15 protein-coding genes are annotated in these 17,660 nt (G+C 43.2%); 2 read left to right on the top strand and 13 right to left on the bottom strand.

Annotation, left to right across the window (positions count from 1 at the left end):
* Positions 1 to 118: 118 nt before the first annotated feature.
* Positions 119 to 1,354, bottom strand: coding sequence for a NupC/NupG family nucleoside CNT transporter (locus LFUMFP_RS01605; protein ID WP_025082636.1), 1,236 nt, complete (start codon positions 1,352 to 1,354; stop codon positions 119 to 121).
* Positions 1,355 to 1,476: 122 nt separating this feature from the next.
* Entirely contained in the window at positions 1,477 to 2,670 is a 1,194-nt protein-coding gene (locus tag LFUMFP_RS01600; RefSeq protein ID WP_106482944.1) for an LCP family glycopolymer transferase, read from the bottom strand.
* Between the two features lie 191 nt (positions 2,671 to 2,861).
* On the opposite strand from LFUMFP_RS01600, the gene pepF reads away from it, so the two are divergent.
* Positions 2,862 to 4,667: an oligoendopeptidase F gene (gene pepF / locus LFUMFP_RS01595; protein WP_106482943.1), complete on the top strand. Its 1,806-nt coding sequence runs from the start codon at positions 2,862 to 2,864 to the stop codon at positions 4,665 to 4,667.
* A 198-nt stretch (positions 4,668 to 4,865) separates the two neighbouring features.
* Here the strand turns inward: pepF and LFUMFP_RS01590 are convergent, their stop codons facing one another.
* From LFUMFP_RS01590 to guaB, 9 genes are all read right to left on the bottom strand, one after another.
* A complete protein-coding gene (locus tag LFUMFP_RS01590) occupies positions 4,866 to 5,642 on the bottom strand; it encodes a metal ABC transporter permease (protein WP_106483581.1) in 777 nt (258 codons plus the stop codon).
* A gap of 34 nt (positions 5,643 to 5,676) precedes the next feature.
* The gene (locus LFUMFP_RS01585; protein ID WP_106482942.1) at positions 5,677 to 6,357 is read right to left on the bottom strand and encodes a metal ABC transporter ATP-binding protein; all 681 of its coding nucleotides are present in this window, start codon (positions 6,355 to 6,357) and stop codon (positions 5,677 to 5,679) included.
* Positions 6,357 to 7,241: a metal ABC transporter solute-binding protein, Zn/Mn family gene (locus LFUMFP_RS01580; RefSeq protein WP_106482941.1), complete on the bottom strand. Its 885-nt coding sequence runs from the start codon at positions 7,239 to 7,241 to the stop codon at positions 6,357 to 6,359. The genes LFUMFP_RS01585 and LFUMFP_RS01580 overlap by 1 nt, the downstream gene beginning before the upstream one ends.
* Positions 7,242 to 7,385: 144 nt before the next feature.
* Positions 7,386 to 7,982 (bottom strand): hypothetical protein, encoded by a 597-nt coding sequence (locus LFUMFP_RS01575; RefSeq protein WP_106482940.1) that lies wholly within the window; start codon positions 7,980 to 7,982, stop codon positions 7,386 to 7,388.
* A gap of 112 nt (positions 7,983 to 8,094) precedes the next feature.
* Positions 8,095 to 9,648 (bottom strand): UDP-N-acetylmuramoyl-L-alanyl-D-glutamate--2,6-diaminopimelate ligase, encoded by a 1,554-nt coding sequence (locus LFUMFP_RS01570; RefSeq protein WP_106482939.1) that lies wholly within the window; start codon positions 9,646 to 9,648, stop codon positions 8,095 to 8,097.
* Positions 9,649 to 9,768: 120 nt separating this feature from the next.
* On the bottom strand, positions 9,769 to 11,091 hold the full coding sequence (locus tag LFUMFP_RS01565) for a serine hydrolase (RefSeq protein ID WP_233210611.1): 1,323 nt from the start codon (positions 11,089 to 11,091) through the stop codon (positions 9,769 to 9,771).
* Positions 11,092 to 11,095: 4 nt separating this feature from the next.
* A complete protein-coding gene (locus tag LFUMFP_RS01560) occupies positions 11,096 to 12,292 on the bottom strand; it encodes a sensor histidine kinase (protein ID WP_106482938.1) in 1,197 nt (398 codons plus the stop codon).
* Positions 12,292 to 12,978, bottom strand: coding sequence for a response regulator transcription factor CroR (locus LFUMFP_RS01555; protein ID WP_106483579.1), 687 nt, complete (start codon positions 12,976 to 12,978; stop codon positions 12,292 to 12,294). Before LFUMFP_RS01555 ends, LFUMFP_RS01560 begins: the two co-directional genes overlap by 1 nt.
* 207 nt (positions 12,979 to 13,185) lie before the next feature.
* On the bottom strand, positions 13,186 to 14,667 hold the full coding sequence (gene guaB, locus LFUMFP_RS01550) for an IMP dehydrogenase (protein ID WP_106482937.1): 1,482 nt from the start codon (positions 14,665 to 14,667) through the stop codon (positions 13,186 to 13,188).
* 252 nt (positions 14,668 to 14,919) lie between these two features.
* Between guaB and LFUMFP_RS01545 the strand changes: the two genes are divergently transcribed.
* Positions 14,920 to 15,714 (top strand): tyrosine-protein phosphatase, encoded by a 795-nt coding sequence (locus LFUMFP_RS01545; protein ID WP_106482936.1) that lies wholly within the window; start codon positions 14,920 to 14,922, stop codon positions 15,712 to 15,714.
* Positions 15,715 to 15,783: 69 nt separating this feature from the next.
* On the opposite strand, the gene LFUMFP_RS01540 is transcribed toward LFUMFP_RS01545, so the two are convergent.
* The gene (locus LFUMFP_RS01540; RefSeq protein ID WP_233210610.1) at positions 15,784 to 16,971 is read right to left on the bottom strand and encodes a serine hydrolase domain-containing protein; all 1,188 of its coding nucleotides are present in this window, start codon (positions 16,969 to 16,971) and stop codon (positions 15,784 to 15,786) included.
* Positions 16,972 to 16,979: 8 nt separating this feature from the next.
* Complete coding sequence (locus LFUMFP_RS01535; RefSeq protein WP_106483578.1) at positions 16,980 to 17,654, bottom strand: 2,3-bisphosphoglycerate-dependent phosphoglycerate mutase; 675 nt, start codon at positions 17,652 to 17,654, stop codon at positions 16,980 to 16,982.
* Positions 17,655 to 17,660: the final 6 nt, after the last annotated feature.

Genomic DNA, 17,660 nt, shown 5'->3' with positions numbered 1-17,660 from the left:
TTATTCGTTCTCAAGTTCCAAAACAAAAAAAGAAGTAATTGTCATAGATGACAATTACTTCCACATTGAAACCACCAACAACAGTTGACAGAGAACCAATTTATTTAAGACAGCGTGGTTACCAAACGAATAGACCAACCGTGGCTGCTGATAATAGTGAGACTAAAATCCCAGATAGCAGCATGTAGCCGACGTTTTTAGCAATCATATCGTTCTTTTCGCGATCAACTAAGCCCTTGAAAGCACCGATGATCATCCCAACTGTTGAGAAGTTGGCAAATGACGTTACAAACACCGTTAAAACGGCTTGGTAATGCGGTGCAAAGGTGTGAATTGAACCGGAAACTTTACCCATAACGACGAATTCATTGGTGACTAATTTCGTCCCCATATATTGCGCAAATTCAAACGCGTGTGAAACATCTAAGCCCATCAACCAGGCGAATGGGAACATCACAATCCCTAGTAAATGTTCAAGTGTAATCCAAGGATTAATCAATTGTAATACTTTATCAATTAAGGCTGCCAAAGCAACGAAGGCAATGACGTTTGCCGTGATAATTAAAACTAATTTACCGGCGTTTAAAATTGAATCCCCTAAAAATGAGAAGAAAGGTTCGCGTTCAATTTTACCGTCTGCAGCGACTTCTTCACCGGGGGCAGAAGCACTGCCACCCATTTTAGCAATCGTGTCTTCTTCCGGTGTGACTTTAACCGGATTTAAAATATTGGTAACAATAATAGCGTTAATAATGTTGACCGGAATGGCCGTTAAAATAAATTGACCCGGCATCATCTGCGTGTAAGCTCCGATGATGGAAGCCGTCACACAACTCATCGACATCATCGCTAACGTCAACGTTCGTTCCGCCTTCATCTGTTTCAATTGTAAACTTGAAACGGCCAGGGCTTCGGTATTGCCTAAAAACATCATTTCAACCGCAAAAAACGATTCAAACTTCGGTTGGCCGGTAATCTTTGCTAGACCACGACCTAACCACTTGATAATCCAAGGTAAAATACCGATATAAGTTAAAATATCAAATAATGGAATAATCATTAAGATGGGTAATAAAACGCTGGCCACAAAGTCCATTTGTTTCACATTAACCCAACTTGGTAACGCAAAGGCAATCCCAGTGTAAGCCACTTGGACCAACCAATTAAACCCATTAGCAGCGCCTAAAACAATATCGCGACCAATTGAAAAGCTGGTCAAGAACCAAGCTAGAACCAAGTTAATCACTAACATCGTGATGACTGCGCGCCAATCAATTTCCTTCTTTTTCTTTGAAAAAATAAAGCCGACACCGATAAAGACCAACAAACCGATTACGTTCACGAGTAAATACACGCTACGTCACATCCCATCTATTTTTTGAGCACAAAAAGGCCCTTTTAAATGATACCTTGCTCGCTTTTAAATGTAAACTAAGGAATCAAAAAAAGGCCCTAAATTTCAAGGCCTTTTTTTGATTAATAACCGTTATTCCATTGACTAGTCGATTCTTGCGTTGACCAAGTATTACCTGTCGTTGATGACTGATCTGAATAGGTTGTATCAGTACTCGTATCATTCGTTGTTGTATCAGTACTTGTGCCGCCATTCATCACACTCTCAGAGTAAACCGTAAAATCTTGTTGATATTCTAAACCGGTAAAATTCGTATTGAGATCATTTTGTTTGGTTTCAGCATTATCAATTGTCGTGGTCTTCAAGCCCAACGCCGTCCGTAAAACGTCTGACACCCGTTGAATTTCATCATTGGTTGGGATTTCATAAGATGCACCCTCAACAGTAGCACTTCTACCTTGTAAATGATCCGACGTAATATGCTTAGCTGCATCCTTATAATTAGATTGGATAGAAACCATATCATCAAAGCTTAAATTTGTTGCAATACTATTCTCTAATGAGCTCAGAATATTCTCAAAGTTAGTCAGTGCTTTCAATGATACGGCTGATTTAATCATCGAAGTAATTACTTGTTGTTGTCTTTTTTGGCGACCATAATCACCATTTGGATCCTCATACCGCATTCGTGCATAAGCTAATGCTTGTGTCCCATTTAAATGCATTTTTCCTTTTTTAAAAGTGCTTCCACCAGAGCTAAAGCTAAATGGGACTGATACATCAACACCACCAATGGTATCAACAATTTTAGAAAGAGCCCCCATGTTAACCGTTATATAATAATCAATTCTCGTATCAAATAGCTTTTCAACCGTCGACATGGCCATTTTTGAACCACCAACATTATATGCTGCATTTATTTTTTGCATATTGAAACTGTTGGCACCCTGCAGTTGAGCTAGTGTATCACGCGGAATACTGACCAAAGTTGTTTTATTTGTTTTAGGATTAATTGTTGCAACAATCATTGTATCTGAATTACCTTTGTCAATCCGTCCCTCTGCACCAGTGTCAACACCTAGTAAAAGTACAGAAAACGTTTTCTTGTTTTTTATTGCAGTCGAAACTGTTTTATTTCCTGCAGGTTTATAAATCTTATTCACCGTAGTTTTCAATTGACCGCTAATGCGCATGGCATACGCACCACCGCCGCCAATCAACAAAACTAGAATCAGAATGAAGACCTTCAGTTTACGGTGTTTTTTATTTTTTTTATATTTATCTTCTCGCGTGCCAAAATAATTAGAATTCTGCATAAGTGGTTCCTTTCTATAGTGGACCATTCTTTATGTTGTGCTATTTGTATTATAGCCGAATTATGTTATCAAACAATCAGTTTCAGAAAAAGTTACACAATTTTAATAATTAACAAATCACTGATATCAGTCAATTTAACCCGATTATGTTAAAATACAGAGAAATCTTGTAATCTATGGAGGCTTTATTAATGACGACTAATCAACAACCCATTCGTGAAACCGTCCCAACTGAACTCACTTGGGATCTCAGCACGATTTTTAAAGATGACCAGGCCTTTGAACATGCCTTATCCGTGCTCAAAACGGAGATGACTGCCATCCAACCTGTGACTTTTGATACGGCGCTACAACTGCAAACCACGATTGAGACCGTTCTGGCTTTGTTCCGTCAACTAGAAACGGTTTACGTCTATGCCAGTCTAAAAAACGATCAAGATACAACTAATAATCATTATCAAGGTTATCAAGCACAGGTTGACGCCCTCGCAGCCGAGGTCTCAGCGACGACTGCTTTTTTAGAACCCGCCATATTAGCCGTTAATGAAATCCAATTAACCAACTGGCTCACTAACGAGCCCGTATTAGCCCCTTACCGCCATTTCATCGAAACGATTACTGCTAGCCGAGCACACGTGCTATCCGGCCAAGAAGAGGCCTTAATTGCCGCAGCTGGCGATATATTAGGCGCTGCCAGCCAGACATTCAGTGCCCTCGATAATTCTGATTTACAATTTCCAGCCGTCACTGACGATGCAGGTCAAACCATTCAATTGACCAACGGCGTTTACAGCCAGTTATTGCAATCCACTAACCAAACCGTCCGTCAAGAAGCCTTTACCGCATTGTATCAAACGTATGGCCAATTTAAAAATACTTTTGCCAGCACTTTAGCGGCCGAAATTAAAGGCCACAATTATTTAGCGCAAGTCCACCACTACGATAATGCACGCCAAGCAGCGCTCGCACCAAAGGCCATCCCCGAAACGGTTTATACGACATTGGTCACTGAAGTTAATCGCCATTTACCACTTCTCCACCGCTATATTCAATTACGCCAAAAGATGCTGAAATTACCCGAATTACACATGTATGATTTATATACACCGTTATTGGGCAAACCCGCTTTAACTTACAATTACGAACAAGCCCAAGCGACCGCCCTCGAAGCGCTTAAAATCCTGGGGCCTGATTACCAAACAATCGTCAAAGAAATTTTCACAACGCGCCAAATTGACGTCGTTGAAAATTTAGGTAAACGCAGTGGCGCTTATTCCGGTGGCGCCTATGATACGAAACCCTTTATCCTATTAAACTGGCAAGATGACCTCAACAATCTTTACACACTGGTTCATGAAACCGGCCATAGCGTGCACAGTGCGTTGACCCGTCAAAACCAACCTTACCTCTACGGTGATTATCCGATTTTCGTCGCCGAAATTGCGTCGACGACCAACGAAAACTTGTTAACCGATTATCTCTTAAAAACCCAAACCGACCCCAAGGTCCAAGCTTACTTGCTGAACTACTACCTTGACGGTTTCAAAGGCACTATCTTCCGTCAGACCCAATTTGCTGAATTCGAACATTTCATCCATGAATCAGCAGCCGCTGGCAAACCACTAACGACTAGCTTCATGTCCGATTATTACGCTGATTTGAACGCCCGTTATTACGGACCATCAGTCGCGCGCGATCCCGAAATTGCTTTAGAATGGACGCGCATTCCCCATTTCTACATGAACTATTATGTTTATCAATATGCGACCGGTTTTGCCGCGGCCACCACTTTGGCTAGCGGTATTATCAATCAAGAAGATGGGGCTTTAGATCGTTACCTGACCTATTTAAAAGCCGGTAGTTCCGACTACCCAATTGCGATTATGCAAAAAGCCGGCGTCGATATGACCAATGCTGATTACCTTAATCGGGCCTTTGCCGTTTTCGAACAACGGCTAAACCAACTAGAAAAATTATTAACGACACTCGTTGATTAACTTGAAAAGAGCCTCAGACAGTCATTTGTCTGGGGCTCTTTTTGGGTTGCTGAATCAGCGCTCTGTCGTTAAAACGCGCTTCTGCACACAAGCTCCTCCGCTTAGCTACATTTCGCAAACAAAGTCCACAACCCGGACTTTATTCGCAGAACTAGGCTAATGCTCAGAGCTTACCCGTGTGCAGTCAGCGCTCATTTTTTATCTACTAACATGTCGATGGTACAGTAGTGCCATGAAATAGAAGCCAAATTCAATCGTTGCGATAAAGAATGTGACTGGCCAATTGGTGATGTAGCCTAACCACAACCCTAACCAGACGCCTAATAAGGCCGCCCCGACTGAAATGGCTAACATCGCAGGTACACTTTTAGCGAGATATTTCGCGATAAAAGCTGGTAAAGTCACTAAGATGAAGACTAATAGTGAACCAACAATTTGAGCCGCGATACTAACGCTGATGGCTAATAATATTAAGAAATAAATTGAAATCAGATTCGTTTTTAACCCTTGGGCTTGCGCGCCAATTGGATCGTATGAATCAAACACTAAATAGCGATAAAAGAGTAAAATCCCAATCACAATCACCGCCGACAACGCCATCAACTGATAGACATCGGCTAAACTAATCCCAATAATCGAACCGAATAAAATATTGGTCGCATAACTGGCATTTTGGTTCGATAGCGATAAGAATAAAATGCCTAACCCGATAAATAGGCTCGATATGGCACTAATCGACGCTTCACGGCGCGATTCTTTGGCACTCATTTGGCCGATTGTCACTGAACTGAGCATCGTGAATAATAACATCCCGTTTAACGGTGCGATTCCTAAGAAAACCCCAAACGAGGCGCCGGCAAAACCAATTTCGGCTAGTGTATGGGCGAGAAAAGACATATTCCGGGCAACCACAAACACCCCAATCAGTCCACAAGTAATCGCAATAAACGTACTGGCGACAAACGCGTGCCGCATAAAATCAAAAGTTAACACTTAATCGTCCTCCACATCAATCTAATTCTAAGTTTGGATCCAATTGAGCAATTGGTCCCATTTCGTACTGACCGCGTTTTAACAAGAGGTATTGATCAGTGTATTTACGTGCCAGTTCCAAATCATGAGTGACAAAAATAACGGTGATGCCCTGTTCTTGATTCAATTCAGCAACGAGCGACATCACTTCTTCTTTGGTCTCAATGTCTAAACTGGCGGTCGATTCATCTAGAATCAACAAATCGGGTTTGCTAATTAAGGCTTGCGCCAAATATGCTTTTTGTTTCTCGCCACCCGAAGCATTCCCCAGTGTGGTTTTCTGTAAATCGGTTAGATGCGTTTGCGCCAAAATCTGGTTCAACGCTTGTTTTTCAGATTTAGTGTGCCATGGTAAATGACTTTTTAATTGATTTAACCCCACAAAACTCCGAATCGATAAAGGGTATTCCGCTTCTAGATTGCGAAACTGTGGCACGTAGCCAATGTGTAATGCTTGTCGTTCTGGCGTAAAGACCAATTGGCCAACGGTCGGTTGCAACGTCCCAATCAATAAGCGGACTAAGGTCGTTTTACCAACCCCGTTCGGGCCGATTAAACTCGTCATACTACCGCGTTCAAGTTCAAAGTTTAAATCCTTTAAAACCGCTCGATTACCGAACGTAATCCCTAGCTGCTGCGCTTTGACTAATTCTGTCATTATGAATTTTGAGCCTTTCTAACTGCTTTAAATTGTTGTTGCATCCACGTTAAGTAAGTTTCTTTAGCGGGTAATGTTTCGGTGACTTGGACAACCGGCACTTTTTCCGCCTTGGCAAGTTCGTGCATCTGTTGAATCACGGGACTTTCTTCTTGTTTATTGACCACTAGAAAAGCAATCTCGTGTTGCTTGATCAAGCGGCGCATCTGCGCAATATCCTTGGGTGATGGGTCGGTGCCATCTTCAATCGCTTTAGCAAAATGACTATTGGCCACTTGATAACCCATCGCCGTTAATGCGTAATTGAAAACCGGTTCACTAACGGCGACTTTTTGCCCCTTCGCTTGGGCTTTTAGTCCATCCAATTGCGTTTGCAACTGCGTTAATTTATCGAGATAGGCTTGGCCATTTTTTTGATACGTCTTTTTATGAGTTGGATCGATTTGACTAAATTGTTTGATTAACTGCCGCGTTAACTTCGGCATGGTCTTTAAATCATACCATAAATGTTCATTAGCACCGTCAGTTCGGTTCATTAACTGGTTAATCTGAATGACTTTTTGCGTTTTAGAATTCGAACCGGCCACCACTTTGGCCAACCATTGATCGTAACCTAAGCCATTTTCAATCACCACGTCCGCTTGGGCAACCGCTTTGGCATCCTTCGTTGTTGGTTCATACGAATGTGGGTCTAGACTCGGGCTATTGATAATCGAGGTCACTTGACCGTGTTGGCCCAATACCGCTTGGGCCGCTTCACCATAAAAATCCAACGATGAAACGACTTGAATCTGCTCACTATTGGTTTGTGGTTTTGCACAACCGACCATTAACCAAATTAACGCGCTAATCAATACGAGACTCCCAAAACGTTTCTTATGCATAAAATACTCCATTCATTAAATAGTAACTATTACGTTTTACTTAGATTATTTTACACGACTCCGTTATTTTGTCAATTGTTTTCTGAAAATGATTGGCATCAAAAAAGCCGAGCAATCTATGCTCGGCTACGTTATTCGTCATGCTTACCAGATTTGTTCAACTTGACCCGTTTGAGTTACAAAGTATCCCGCTCTTGGTGAATCTTCATTTGGTGCGTAGATATTAATTAAATAACCTTGTTGACCACCACGCGTGATTAATCCGTTATTTAAATAAGAGGCTGATTGACCAAATTGTTGCCCCGCTTGTTGAATCACTAATTTAATGGCTTGATTACCATCCACCGTTGTCGGTTGGGTTGGTGTTGTTGGATTTGTGTTTTGGGCGCTACTACTACTCGTCGCATTTTGTGCTGATTGACTAGCAGTTGTTGTTTGACTCATCTTGTCGCTCGTCACTGATGCAGTGCTGGTACTTGTCGCGACACTTGACTGATCACTTGTAGATGAAGCCGAAGATGACGTCGTTTCCGCCGATTGGCTGGCGCTGGTCGCTAAGCTGCTAGAATCTTTTGACACTTGTTTTTCACGTTTCGCCACACGACTTTCACGCTCTTTTAAACTAACGGATACGGAGCTTTGATCCGTGTTATCACTTGATTGACTCGCTGTCTGTTGGCTGCAAGCCCCCAATAATAACCCCGTCATTAAAACTGTCCCAAATAATGCGACTCTTTTCATCATAACTCCTCCTTCGCAACCGTTTACTACACTTTTATTTTAAGGATAGTTGCGTTTTAATGCAACACAGTTTACTTAGATTTACGAATTCTTTAAAATTGTTCACTAAAGATTAGTTAACCTGTTTTGTGAGACGTTCAGCGACTTGCTTTGCAATCACCATATCAGTCGCATACGGCGTATCAACCCCGCGCACTTTTTGGTAAGCATCCGCACCTTTAGCCGCCAGCACCACGATTTCACCGGGTTGACTCGCTTCAATCGCTTGTTCAACCGCAGTCGCCCGATTGAGTTCGACCGTTGTTTGGACTTTCGCTTCGTCAATCCCGGTCCGAATCTCGGCGGCAATCGCGGCGGGATCTTCATAGCCGGGGTCATCGGTCGTTAAGATGGCCTGATTCGCGTATTCATTTAAGACTTGGGCAAAGCCCGCCCGACGTGAAACACCTTTATCACCGGGACTCCCAACGACCACAATCAACTTAGAATTGTGATATTCTTTTTGTAAAAAGCTCAATAACGCCTTCATACTGGCGTAATTGTGCGCGTAATCGACATAGACTTGACCGTGGTTAGGTACCGCTAAGGTCTCCATCCGACCAGGAATTTGTAATTGACGAATCCCTTGTTGCGCTTGTTTTAAATCAGCGCCCGCTAACGCGGATCCAATAATGGCCGCTGTTGCGTTGCTTTCATTAAAATCACCAATCAATCGCAATTGATAATCCCCCGCCACACCTAACGCGTTAGCACGATCAGAGACCGCCGTCACTTTAAAGCGACTGTCGGCCAAACTCATTTCTAGGTTTTCAAATCGGAAATCAATGTCAACGGCTTCGGTCGCCTGATAAGCCGTCTCCGCAAATAGATAAATGTCTGACGGATTGGTGGTGGCTTGCGCGGCCGCATAAACATCGGCAAAATTCTGCGTCTGCGCATTGATCACACAACGCCGTGAATTGACTAATAACTGTAATTTACAGTGTAAATAATCGGCAAAATCCGGATGTTCGTTCGGACCAACGTGATCTGGTGAAATGTTTAAAAAGAAGCCAACATCGTAAGTTAAACCATACACGCGATTTTTCTTGTACGCTTGCGATGAGACTTCCATGACTAAATGCGTCATCCCATTTTCAACGGCTTCACGCATATCGTGGAATAAATCCAAACTTTCCGGCGTCGTTAAATCCGATTTGAAGCGTTGTTCTGGTTTTGGTCCTAATACGCGATCAATCGTTGAGAACAACGCTGTTTTTTGAATCGTGGCTTCTTGTAAAATGGCTTGCGTGAAATAGGCCGCCGTGGTTTTCCCCTTCGTGCCGGTATAAGCAATGATGAATAAATCATCTTGCGGATAATCATAAAAGGCCGCCGATAAAATCGCCATCGCCTTTTGAACGTTGGTGACGATTAACGCGTTCATGCCGTTGCCTTCTGAAATTGGTTGTTCGGCGACGTACGTGACCGCCCCTTGTTCCTTAGCATTGGTTAAAAATACGGGTCGGAAATTGCCCTTGCAGAAAAACAAGGTCTCTTCCGTTACTTTTCTGGAGTCGTACGCAATTGCGGTCATATTTAAAGTGGCTGGATCATTTAAAGCCACGCTTTTTAATAAATGATGTTCTTTCAAAAGTAATATACATGCATCGAGTGTTAAAGCCATTTGAATCCTCCTAGTGGATCACTGTGAATTGAATTAAGTATAGCATAATCGGCCATTTTCCGGCCAAATTAAAACACGCCATCAACCTTAAATGAGATTGACGGCGCGTCTGATTTCTAATTAAAATAAATCGGTGAAAAACTCTTTAACGCCCATCCCAATTAAGACAAAAACATTAGCCTTTGGATCAGCTTTTTGAGTCTTTAATGAATAAGTCGGTTGCGTTTTTAAGAAGCGCGTTGTGGTGCCCGCCAATTGCGGACTCACTTGCCCAACCGTGGTGCCCTTTTTAATCGGCGCTTGGACTTGGCGCTTGTTACCACCTTTAACGGCTTGGTACTGCCAATCAACGTTCTTGCTCGTCGCACCTTTAGGTAACCAGAGCGTTATCGTTTGGTTGGTCACTAACGGCACCGTCGCTTGTCGACCGTATTTAACGGTCGCATTTTGATAACCCGCAATACTAGTCGCTGATTTTGCTAACGTCTGTGGTGCCCAATTATCAAAAACATCAGTCATTAACTTACCCGTTTCGATAAATCGACGACCGGTATCACTCCCGTTAGCGTGCATAACGACCGTGATAATCCGTTGACCATCTTTGGTCGCCGTTCCGGTGAAACAATCGCCGGCTTTATCGGTTGTGCCGGTTTTCAATCCGTCCACGACGTAATCGGTCGGCGCATTCTTTTGACCGGGTAACATTAGATTAAAGGTCGTTAGTTTAGTTTCATCGCTCGTTTGCGGTCCAAACGTGAAGGTCGCTTGCTTGGTCGTGTCCAATACATCAGGAAAATCAGCCAATAATTTTTGAGCAACAATCGCCATATCGACCGCACTCATTTCATTTTCGGCATCTTTCGCACTGCCCGAATACATAGCATCCGTTAAATAGGCGTTGTTCAATCCCGAAACGGAATATAACTTGGCATCCGTGATGCCCCATTGACTAACCTGTTGGCGCATCAAATCGACGAAGTCCTTTTGCGAACCAGCAATTGCATTGGCCAACATCATCGCAGCGTCATTGGCTGAAGCAATCATCATTGCCTGGTACAATTCGCGCACCGTATATTGCCCCTCAGCCTGCAATGGGACGTTGGTTAAATCTTTGTCTTGGCTCAACTTGTAAATCGTGGTATCCGGTTTAATCGTCTGCTCCCACTTCAATTTACCCTGTTTAATCTGAGTCAGCACAATGTAGGCCGTAATCATTTTAGTCATCGATGCAATCGGCAGCGCTTGGTCCGCATTTTGTTCAAATAAAACTTGACCAGACTTGGCATCGACCGCAATTGCGGCGCTCGCATCAATTTGGGGTGCTGTTGGTAACGTCGCCGGTGTCGTTGTTGCGGCCTGACTAATCGTGGGTTGGACGGCAAGACTGGCTGGTGCCCCGACTAATAGACCAACCATGAGATACTGGATTATTTTTTTAAACACAATCTTACTCCTGACTATGGTGAGTATCAGCTTTAACTGGCTGACCTAACTTTAAAGGTAAGTGTATCACAAAACTGGTTAATTCTGGCGTTGAATCCGCATAAATATACCCGCCATGTAACGCCACAATACTCTGCGTAATCGCTAAGCCTAACCCTGTTCCGCCCGTTTCTTGGGAACGCGATGCTTCAACCCGGTAGAAACGATCGAATAACTGACTCAACGAGTCACTCGGGATTTGCTGGCCATCATTTGAAACCTTAATAATCGCTTCTTGGCCAACTTTTTCAGCCTCAAGCGTAATCCGCTTAGCGCCTTTACCATATTTCAAGGCATTGGCTAGCAAATTATTAAAAACCCGTCCTAATTTTTCAGTATCAGCTTCCATCATTAAGGGCGCCGGATGACATTGCACGTTAATTTGCATCCCTTTTTTCTGCGCTTCTAATTCGAAACTTGCCGCCAATTGTTCCAACATCTGTTCCATATCAAAAGTGGTCTTAGCAATCGGTGTCGAGGTTTGGCGAACCTTAGTGTATTCGAATAAATCTTCGACTAACACTTTCATCTGTTGGGCTTTCACGTAAGCCGTGTGGGTATACTTAGTTAATTCTTCGCGTGTTTGATATTGCTGATCCTCAATTAAACCTAAATAACCGATAATCGAAGTTAACGGTGTCCGTAAATCATGGCTGACGTTCGTAATCAGTTCATCTTTACTCTTTTCAATCTTGCGTTCTTCGTCCATCGACCGGACCGTACTATCAACTAGCGTATTCACACTATCAATCACGCGTTGTAAATCGCGATTGACCCGCAAATTAATCCGATGTTCTAAATGGCCATCCGCGATGAAATGGAGTTCACCAATCACGTGCCACATCTGCATTTGATGGTAACGCCGAATCAGCCGCCAATAGACGACTAGCACATCGGCCACCGCCATTAGAACGACAAACCAATTCTGCCAACTCCAAATATGCCATTCATTCGGTCCGATGGTGATCGCATTTTTAATCATCCAAACACCACCCCGTAATTGCGGGTTGGTGATAATCGCTTGTTGTAAAAGCACCATAATCGAGAGGTTTAACAGTAATAATAAAATAACTGTAATGACCCCTTCGGCAAATAATTCACTTTTTTCTTTACCCGTTAAGGCAACTTTTTTTAAGGGTTGATTATGTTGTTGTTCGTCCATTAGACCTCGACCTTGTAACCAACGCCCCAGACGGTTTCAATCACTTTTTCACCGTCAGTCGCTTCTTCAATCTTATCGCGCAAATGACTCACGTGGACCATGACCGTCTTCGCCGACACGATACTTTCTTGTTTCCAGACCCGTTCAAAAATATCGTCCGCTGAAAAGACCCGGTTGGGATGGCTCGCCAATAAATAGAGAATCCCGAATTCTAGTGCAGTCAGTTGAATTTGTTTGCCCGCAATTGTCGTCACTTCGTGTGAATCGCGTTTAATCACCAATGGGCCGACTTCTAAAATATCAGGGACTTCAGTCGTGACATGTTGTTGACTGCGACGCAAGAGTGATTTAACCCGCGCCATGACTTCAAGCGGATTAAAGGGTTTCGAAACGTAATCGTCCGCACCCGTAATCAAACCTTGAATTTTATCCATATCAGTTGTTTTCGCTGAAACGACAATAATTGGGACTTGCGAATCCTTGCGAACCGCTTTAATGACTTCAATCCCGCTCATATTAGGCATCATAATATCCAGAATCATTAAATCAATGTCTGGGTTAGTGGCAATCTTCGTTAAAGCTTCCTTACCGGTAAAGGCTTGGATTGGTTCGTAGCCTTCATTTTTAACGTAAATACTCAATAATTCAACAATTTCTTTATCATCATCAACAATTAAAATTTTCATCATTTAGTCTACCTCGTTTAATTTAAACTCACTTCGAGTGATTCGCTACCATTGTAACAAACTATTCGGTTTTTAGGGTTAAAGAATTCTTTAAATCCGTGATTGTTAACCAAAAAATCCGTTCTCCTAATCGAGAACGGATTACTGCTATTTTAACGTTAATGATTCCGACACTGCAAATTTTAAGACTAACCGCTAAGTCAACGTTTAACGCGCTGAGTAGTTAGGCGCTTCTTTAGTGATTTGGACATCATGCGGATGTGATTCCGTTAAACCGGCATTTGAGATTTGGATAAATTGCGCATCATCTTGTAATGCCATCAAGTTAGCCGCACCAACGTAACCCATCCCTGAACGTAAACCACCTAATAATTGATAGATGACATCGCCCAAAGCACCTTTAGCCGCAACACGTCCTTCGATTCCTTCTGGGACTAGTTTGTTCGCTTCGTTAACGCCACTTTGGAAGTAACGATCTGAGGAACCGTGTGACATCGCAGCCAAGCTGCCCATCCCACGATACGTTTTAAAACGACGACCTTGATAGATTTCAAATTCGCCAGGCGCTTCGTCCGTCCCAGCTAACATACTCCCTAGCATCACGGCATTGCCACCAGCCGCTAGTGCTTTAACGATATCGCCAGAATATTTAATCCCACCATCGGCAATAATCGTCTTACCATATTCACGGGCGACACTGGCCGCATCGTAAATCGCCGTTAATTGAGGGACCCCAACACCGGCCACAATCCGAGTCGTACAGATTGAACCAGGGCCGATCCCAACTTTAACCACATCAACACCGGCATCGTACAATGCACGGGTGCCTTCAGCGGTTGCGACGTTACCAGCAATCAGAGTCGCTTCTGGGAACTTAGCCCGAATTTCGGTAATCTTGCGTAACACACCAGCTGAATGGCCGTGCGCCGTATCAATAATAATCGCATCGGCCCCGGCTTTTAATAACGCTTCAGCCCGATCAAACGTATCGCTCGTCACACCAACAGCAGCAGCGACTAATAAGCGACCATATTGATCTTTAGCCGCATTCGGAAATTCTTGCACTTTTTCAATATCTTTAATCGTGATTAAACCCGCTAGCCGACCATCATCACCGACCAATGGTAATTTTTCGATCCGATTTTGTTGAAGGATTTGTTCAGCTTCAACTAATGAAGTTCCAGCAGGCGCAGTCACTAAATTCTCACGCGTCATCACAGTCCCGATTTCAGCAGAGAAATCAGTGATAAAGCGTAAATCCCGGTTGGTGATAATGCCGACTAATTTCAAATCATCTAGATTAGAGACAATGGGCACCCCGCTAATCCGATATTTACGCATCAAATCATCCGCCGCACTAACCGGTTTGTCAGCCGTTAAATAAAACGGATCAATAATGACCCCATTTTCTGAACGTTTAACTTTTAACACTTCGTCAGCTTGACGTTCAATACTCATGTTCTTATGAACGACACCTAGCCCACCTTGACGGGCCATCGCAATCGCCATTGGTGCTTCGGTAACGGTATCCATGCTCGCACTCATGATCGGTGTTTGCAGCTTAATGTTCTTGGCTAATTGAACACCAAGGTCAACCTCGTTGGGTAATACGTGACTTTCAGCGGGGACCAATAACACATCATCGAACGTAAACCCTTTTTTCGCAAACTTTGTTTCCCATGCAGACATAAATCTTCCTCCATTCATGAACTTAAGTGTTGAAAAGCTAACCAATTGTTCGCTTTACCGCTAAAATTAGTTATTTTAAAATTGTTAAAACTATAGCAAATTTTTACTGATACGTCAATTAGCTCTTATTAAAAATTAATTTTAGGTAGGTCCCTTTAATTAGCAGAAACCGAACGTTTAAACTGTTGCTGTTTTTTAGACAACTTCGTTATACAATAGTACTTAGAATAAAACAGCAAAGGACTGATTAGTATGCAAGAGCATCAACGCGTTTTAGAACTCACCCGTAGCAACAATCTGCGCGAACTCGGCGGTTATCCAACAGCGGACGGTCGTACCATTAAATGGCATAAACTATTACGTTCCGGTAGTTTAAACGCACTGACCAATGATGATATCCAAAGTTTGATTCAATATGGTATCTTATTCGACGTTGATTTTCGATCACGCCACGAAATAAAAGTTGCACCCGATCCGTTTGATGAACAGTTTGTGACCTACCACCGTTTATCCGTCTTCCCGTTTACTGATCAGTCAACCGAACCGACACCCAAAGCCGGTTTATTCAGTCGTTTATTTGGGCAACGTTCACCAGTAGAACCCGAATTATCAAGTATGGCCAAAATGTATCAACAATTAGTCCTCGACGCCCACGCTCAAGCCGCCTATCGTGATCTATTAACCGTCTTATTAAACAATCATGATACGGACGGCGCCGTTTTATACCATTGTTCGGCCGGCAAAGACCGAACTGGTGTCGGCACCTTATTAATCCTGAGTGCGTTAGGCGTCGATCGCGAAACGATCACCAACGATTTCTTATTATCGAATCAAGTCCTCGGATTAGATACTGCAACACCAAAACGAATCAACAGCAATGATGCGCAAGTGGCCGCGATGAACGCGCAAGCCATCTCGATTGAAAGTATCAACCACGTCTACGACGTGATTGACCAACAGTTCGGTAGCATGGCTAATTATCTAACCCAAGCGATGGCGCTAAAACCAACCGAAATTGAACAGTTAAAAAATGATTATTTAGAATAAATGCCTAATCGTCAACAAAACAAAGACACGCTAGCCCGAATTTGGACTAGCGTGTCTTTGTTTTGTTGATTATGCTTTTGTTTGTGTTTCACAGAATTGTTGGTATAGGGTCTTCGTTAATCCAACTAAGGAGACTGGTTTGACCTTATATTGATTGGACAACAGAACAACGCCTGATTGGCCGTCTTGACTAATCTGAATGGCACTTTCGTACCCCGACTCAACCCCGTGGCTTGTAAAATAGGTTGGCCAATTGTACACCCCACCACTGTAACCACCCGTTTGCGTATGTCGTAATTGCTGTAAACTATTTCGACTGATAACGTGACCTTGCGCAATTGCCTGTTCAACTTGAAATAGGCTGCTAGCCGTGGCGTACATATTCCCAGTGCCTAATTCCCGTGTATACGTAAAAATGGGCACCGGAATGGCTTGACCATAAAAATCATTCTCAACCGTATACGAAATAGCTTGCTGACCCGCGATATGATTGGGCATGAAACCCAATGACGTCAATGCCAAAGGACCACTGACTTGTTTTTCAAATAGTTGTTGATACGATTGGTGGGTCACTTTTTCTAAAACACCAGCTAATAATAAATAATTGATGGGTGAATAGAAATGTTGGCCAATATTTTTAACTTCAATATGTGTCAGCGCATACGCCAGTCGTTGTTGATCTGACAAAACGGTTGTTGGCCCCGCCGTTTCAATCAATCCCGATTGCATATCTAACATCATCTGGATCGTTATTTTTTGACCCTCTTTAATTTGCGGATAATATTGACCAATTCTATCCGTTAGTTTTAATTGGCCTGCTTCGACCGCCTTCATCACTAGCACCGCGGTCAACGATTTTTGAATCGAGGCAATTTGATAGGTTGTTTGTGGTGTGATTAATTTTTGTTGTTCATAGTTAGCGTATCCCCGACCATCTTGATAGATAATTCGGTTATTCTTGACCAATAAAACAGTGCCACTAAAATGACTATCCGCTAATTTTTGCGCTAATAACTGTTGTTGCGTCTCGGTCAACTGATTGGTTGTTCGGGTATCAATTGCTGAATGATTGGCTTTAGCCACTTGTTTCGCTAATTGTTTTTGAGTCGTCTGCAATTGTTGCTGGACCTGTTTTAACTGTTGACTAGACTGATTGGCCTGCACCACTAATTGGTGCCGGTAGTGGTGAGCTGTTGCGCCAATCCCCAAAATAAATAGCCCAGCGATTAACATCGCGATTATTATTTTTTGTTTCATCATCCGCTCTATCCTAAACGCCCTTTCTCAATCAATTGGAGGGTTGCATCAAATTGATAACACAACGCCTCCCCATTAGCGACCTCAACCCCGTCGATTGCTTGATCCGATATTTGTTCAATGACTTTGATCAACGCCCGCAATGTCGATCCGTGCGCAACCACTAACTGATTGCGACCTTGTTTTAATCCCGGTACAATTTGATCTTGCCAGTACGGCAATAATCGTTGGGTCGCTTGGGCCAAGCTCTCGCCCCGCGGCCGACTTGCTAGCGGCACTAATCGATAGCGTCGTTCCTGTGACACCTGCGTGAGCAGCGGTGGAATCGCCGTGTAGCTCCGTCGCCAACGCGCGACTTGCGCCACACCAAAAACACTCCGCGTGGTTTCTTTATTCAAACCCCGCAAAGCGCCGTAATGTCGTTCATTTAATCGCCAACTCTTCGTCATCGGAATGGCCAATTGGTCCATTTCTTCCAAGATGATATAGCTAGTTAAAATCGCCCGCTTTAATAACGATGTGTGGACTTGGGCAAATTGAATCCCAGTCGCTTGGAGTTGTTGCCCGACTTGGCGGGCTTCCAAACGGCCTTTATCCGTCAGTGGCACATCCGACCAACCCGTGTAAGTGTTTAATTGGTTGGCCAAACTTTCACCATGTCTAACAATTACTAATTTTGCCATCATTCA

This window comes from Latilactobacillus fuchuensis (assembly GCF_900258455.1).
Classification (GTDB): Bacteria; Bacillota; Bacilli; order Lactobacillales; family Lactobacillaceae; genus Latilactobacillus; species Latilactobacillus fuchuensis.
This window is presented reverse-complemented; position numbering and strand designations above follow the sequence as displayed.

Coding starts and splice junctions, on each gene's coding strand:
- LFUMFP_RS01600 (WP_106482944.1), bottom strand. CDS start 2,670: ATGCAGAATTCTAATTATTTTGGCACGCGAGAAGATAAATATAAAAAA.
- pepF (WP_106482943.1), top strand. CDS start 2,862: ATGACGACTAATCAACAACCCATTCGTGAAACCGTCCCAACTGAACTC.
- LFUMFP_RS01590 (WP_106483581.1), bottom strand. CDS start 5,642: ATGCGGCACGCGTTTGTCGCCAGTACGTTTATTGCGATTACTTGTGGA.
- LFUMFP_RS01585 (WP_106482942.1), bottom strand. CDS start 6,357: ATGACAGAATTAGTCAAAGCGCAGCAGCTAGGGATTACGTTCGGTAAT.
- LFUMFP_RS01580 (WP_106482941.1), bottom strand. CDS start 7,241: ATGCATAAGAAACGTTTTGGGAGTCTCGTATTGATTAGCGCGTTAATT.
- LFUMFP_RS01575 (WP_106482940.1), bottom strand. CDS start 7,982: ATGAAAAGAGTCGCATTATTTGGGACAGTTTTAATGACGGGGTTATTA.
- LFUMFP_RS01570 (WP_106482939.1), bottom strand. CDS start 9,648: ATGGCTTTAACACTCGATGCATGTATATTACTTTTGAAAGAACATCAT.
- LFUMFP_RS01560 (WP_106482938.1), bottom strand. CDS start 12,292: ATGGACGAACAACAACATAATCAACCCTTAAAAAAAGTTGCCTTAACG.
- LFUMFP_RS01555 (WP_106483579.1), bottom strand. CDS start 12,978: ATGAAAATTTTAATTGTTGATGATGATAAAGAAATTGTTGAATTATTG.
- guaB (WP_106482937.1), bottom strand. CDS start 14,667: ATGTCTGCATGGGAAACAAAGTTTGCGAAAAAAGGGTTTACGTTCGAT.
- LFUMFP_RS01545 (WP_106482936.1), top strand. CDS start 14,920: ATGCAAGAGCATCAACGCGTTTTAGAACTCACCCGTAGCAACAATCTG.
- LFUMFP_RS01540 (WP_233210610.1), bottom strand. CDS start 16,971: ATGAAACAAAAAATAATAATCGCGATGTTAATCGCTGGGCTATTTATT.
- LFUMFP_RS01535 (WP_106483578.1), bottom strand. CDS start 17,654: ATGGCAAAATTAGTAATTGTTAGACATGGTGAAAGTTTGGCCAACCAA.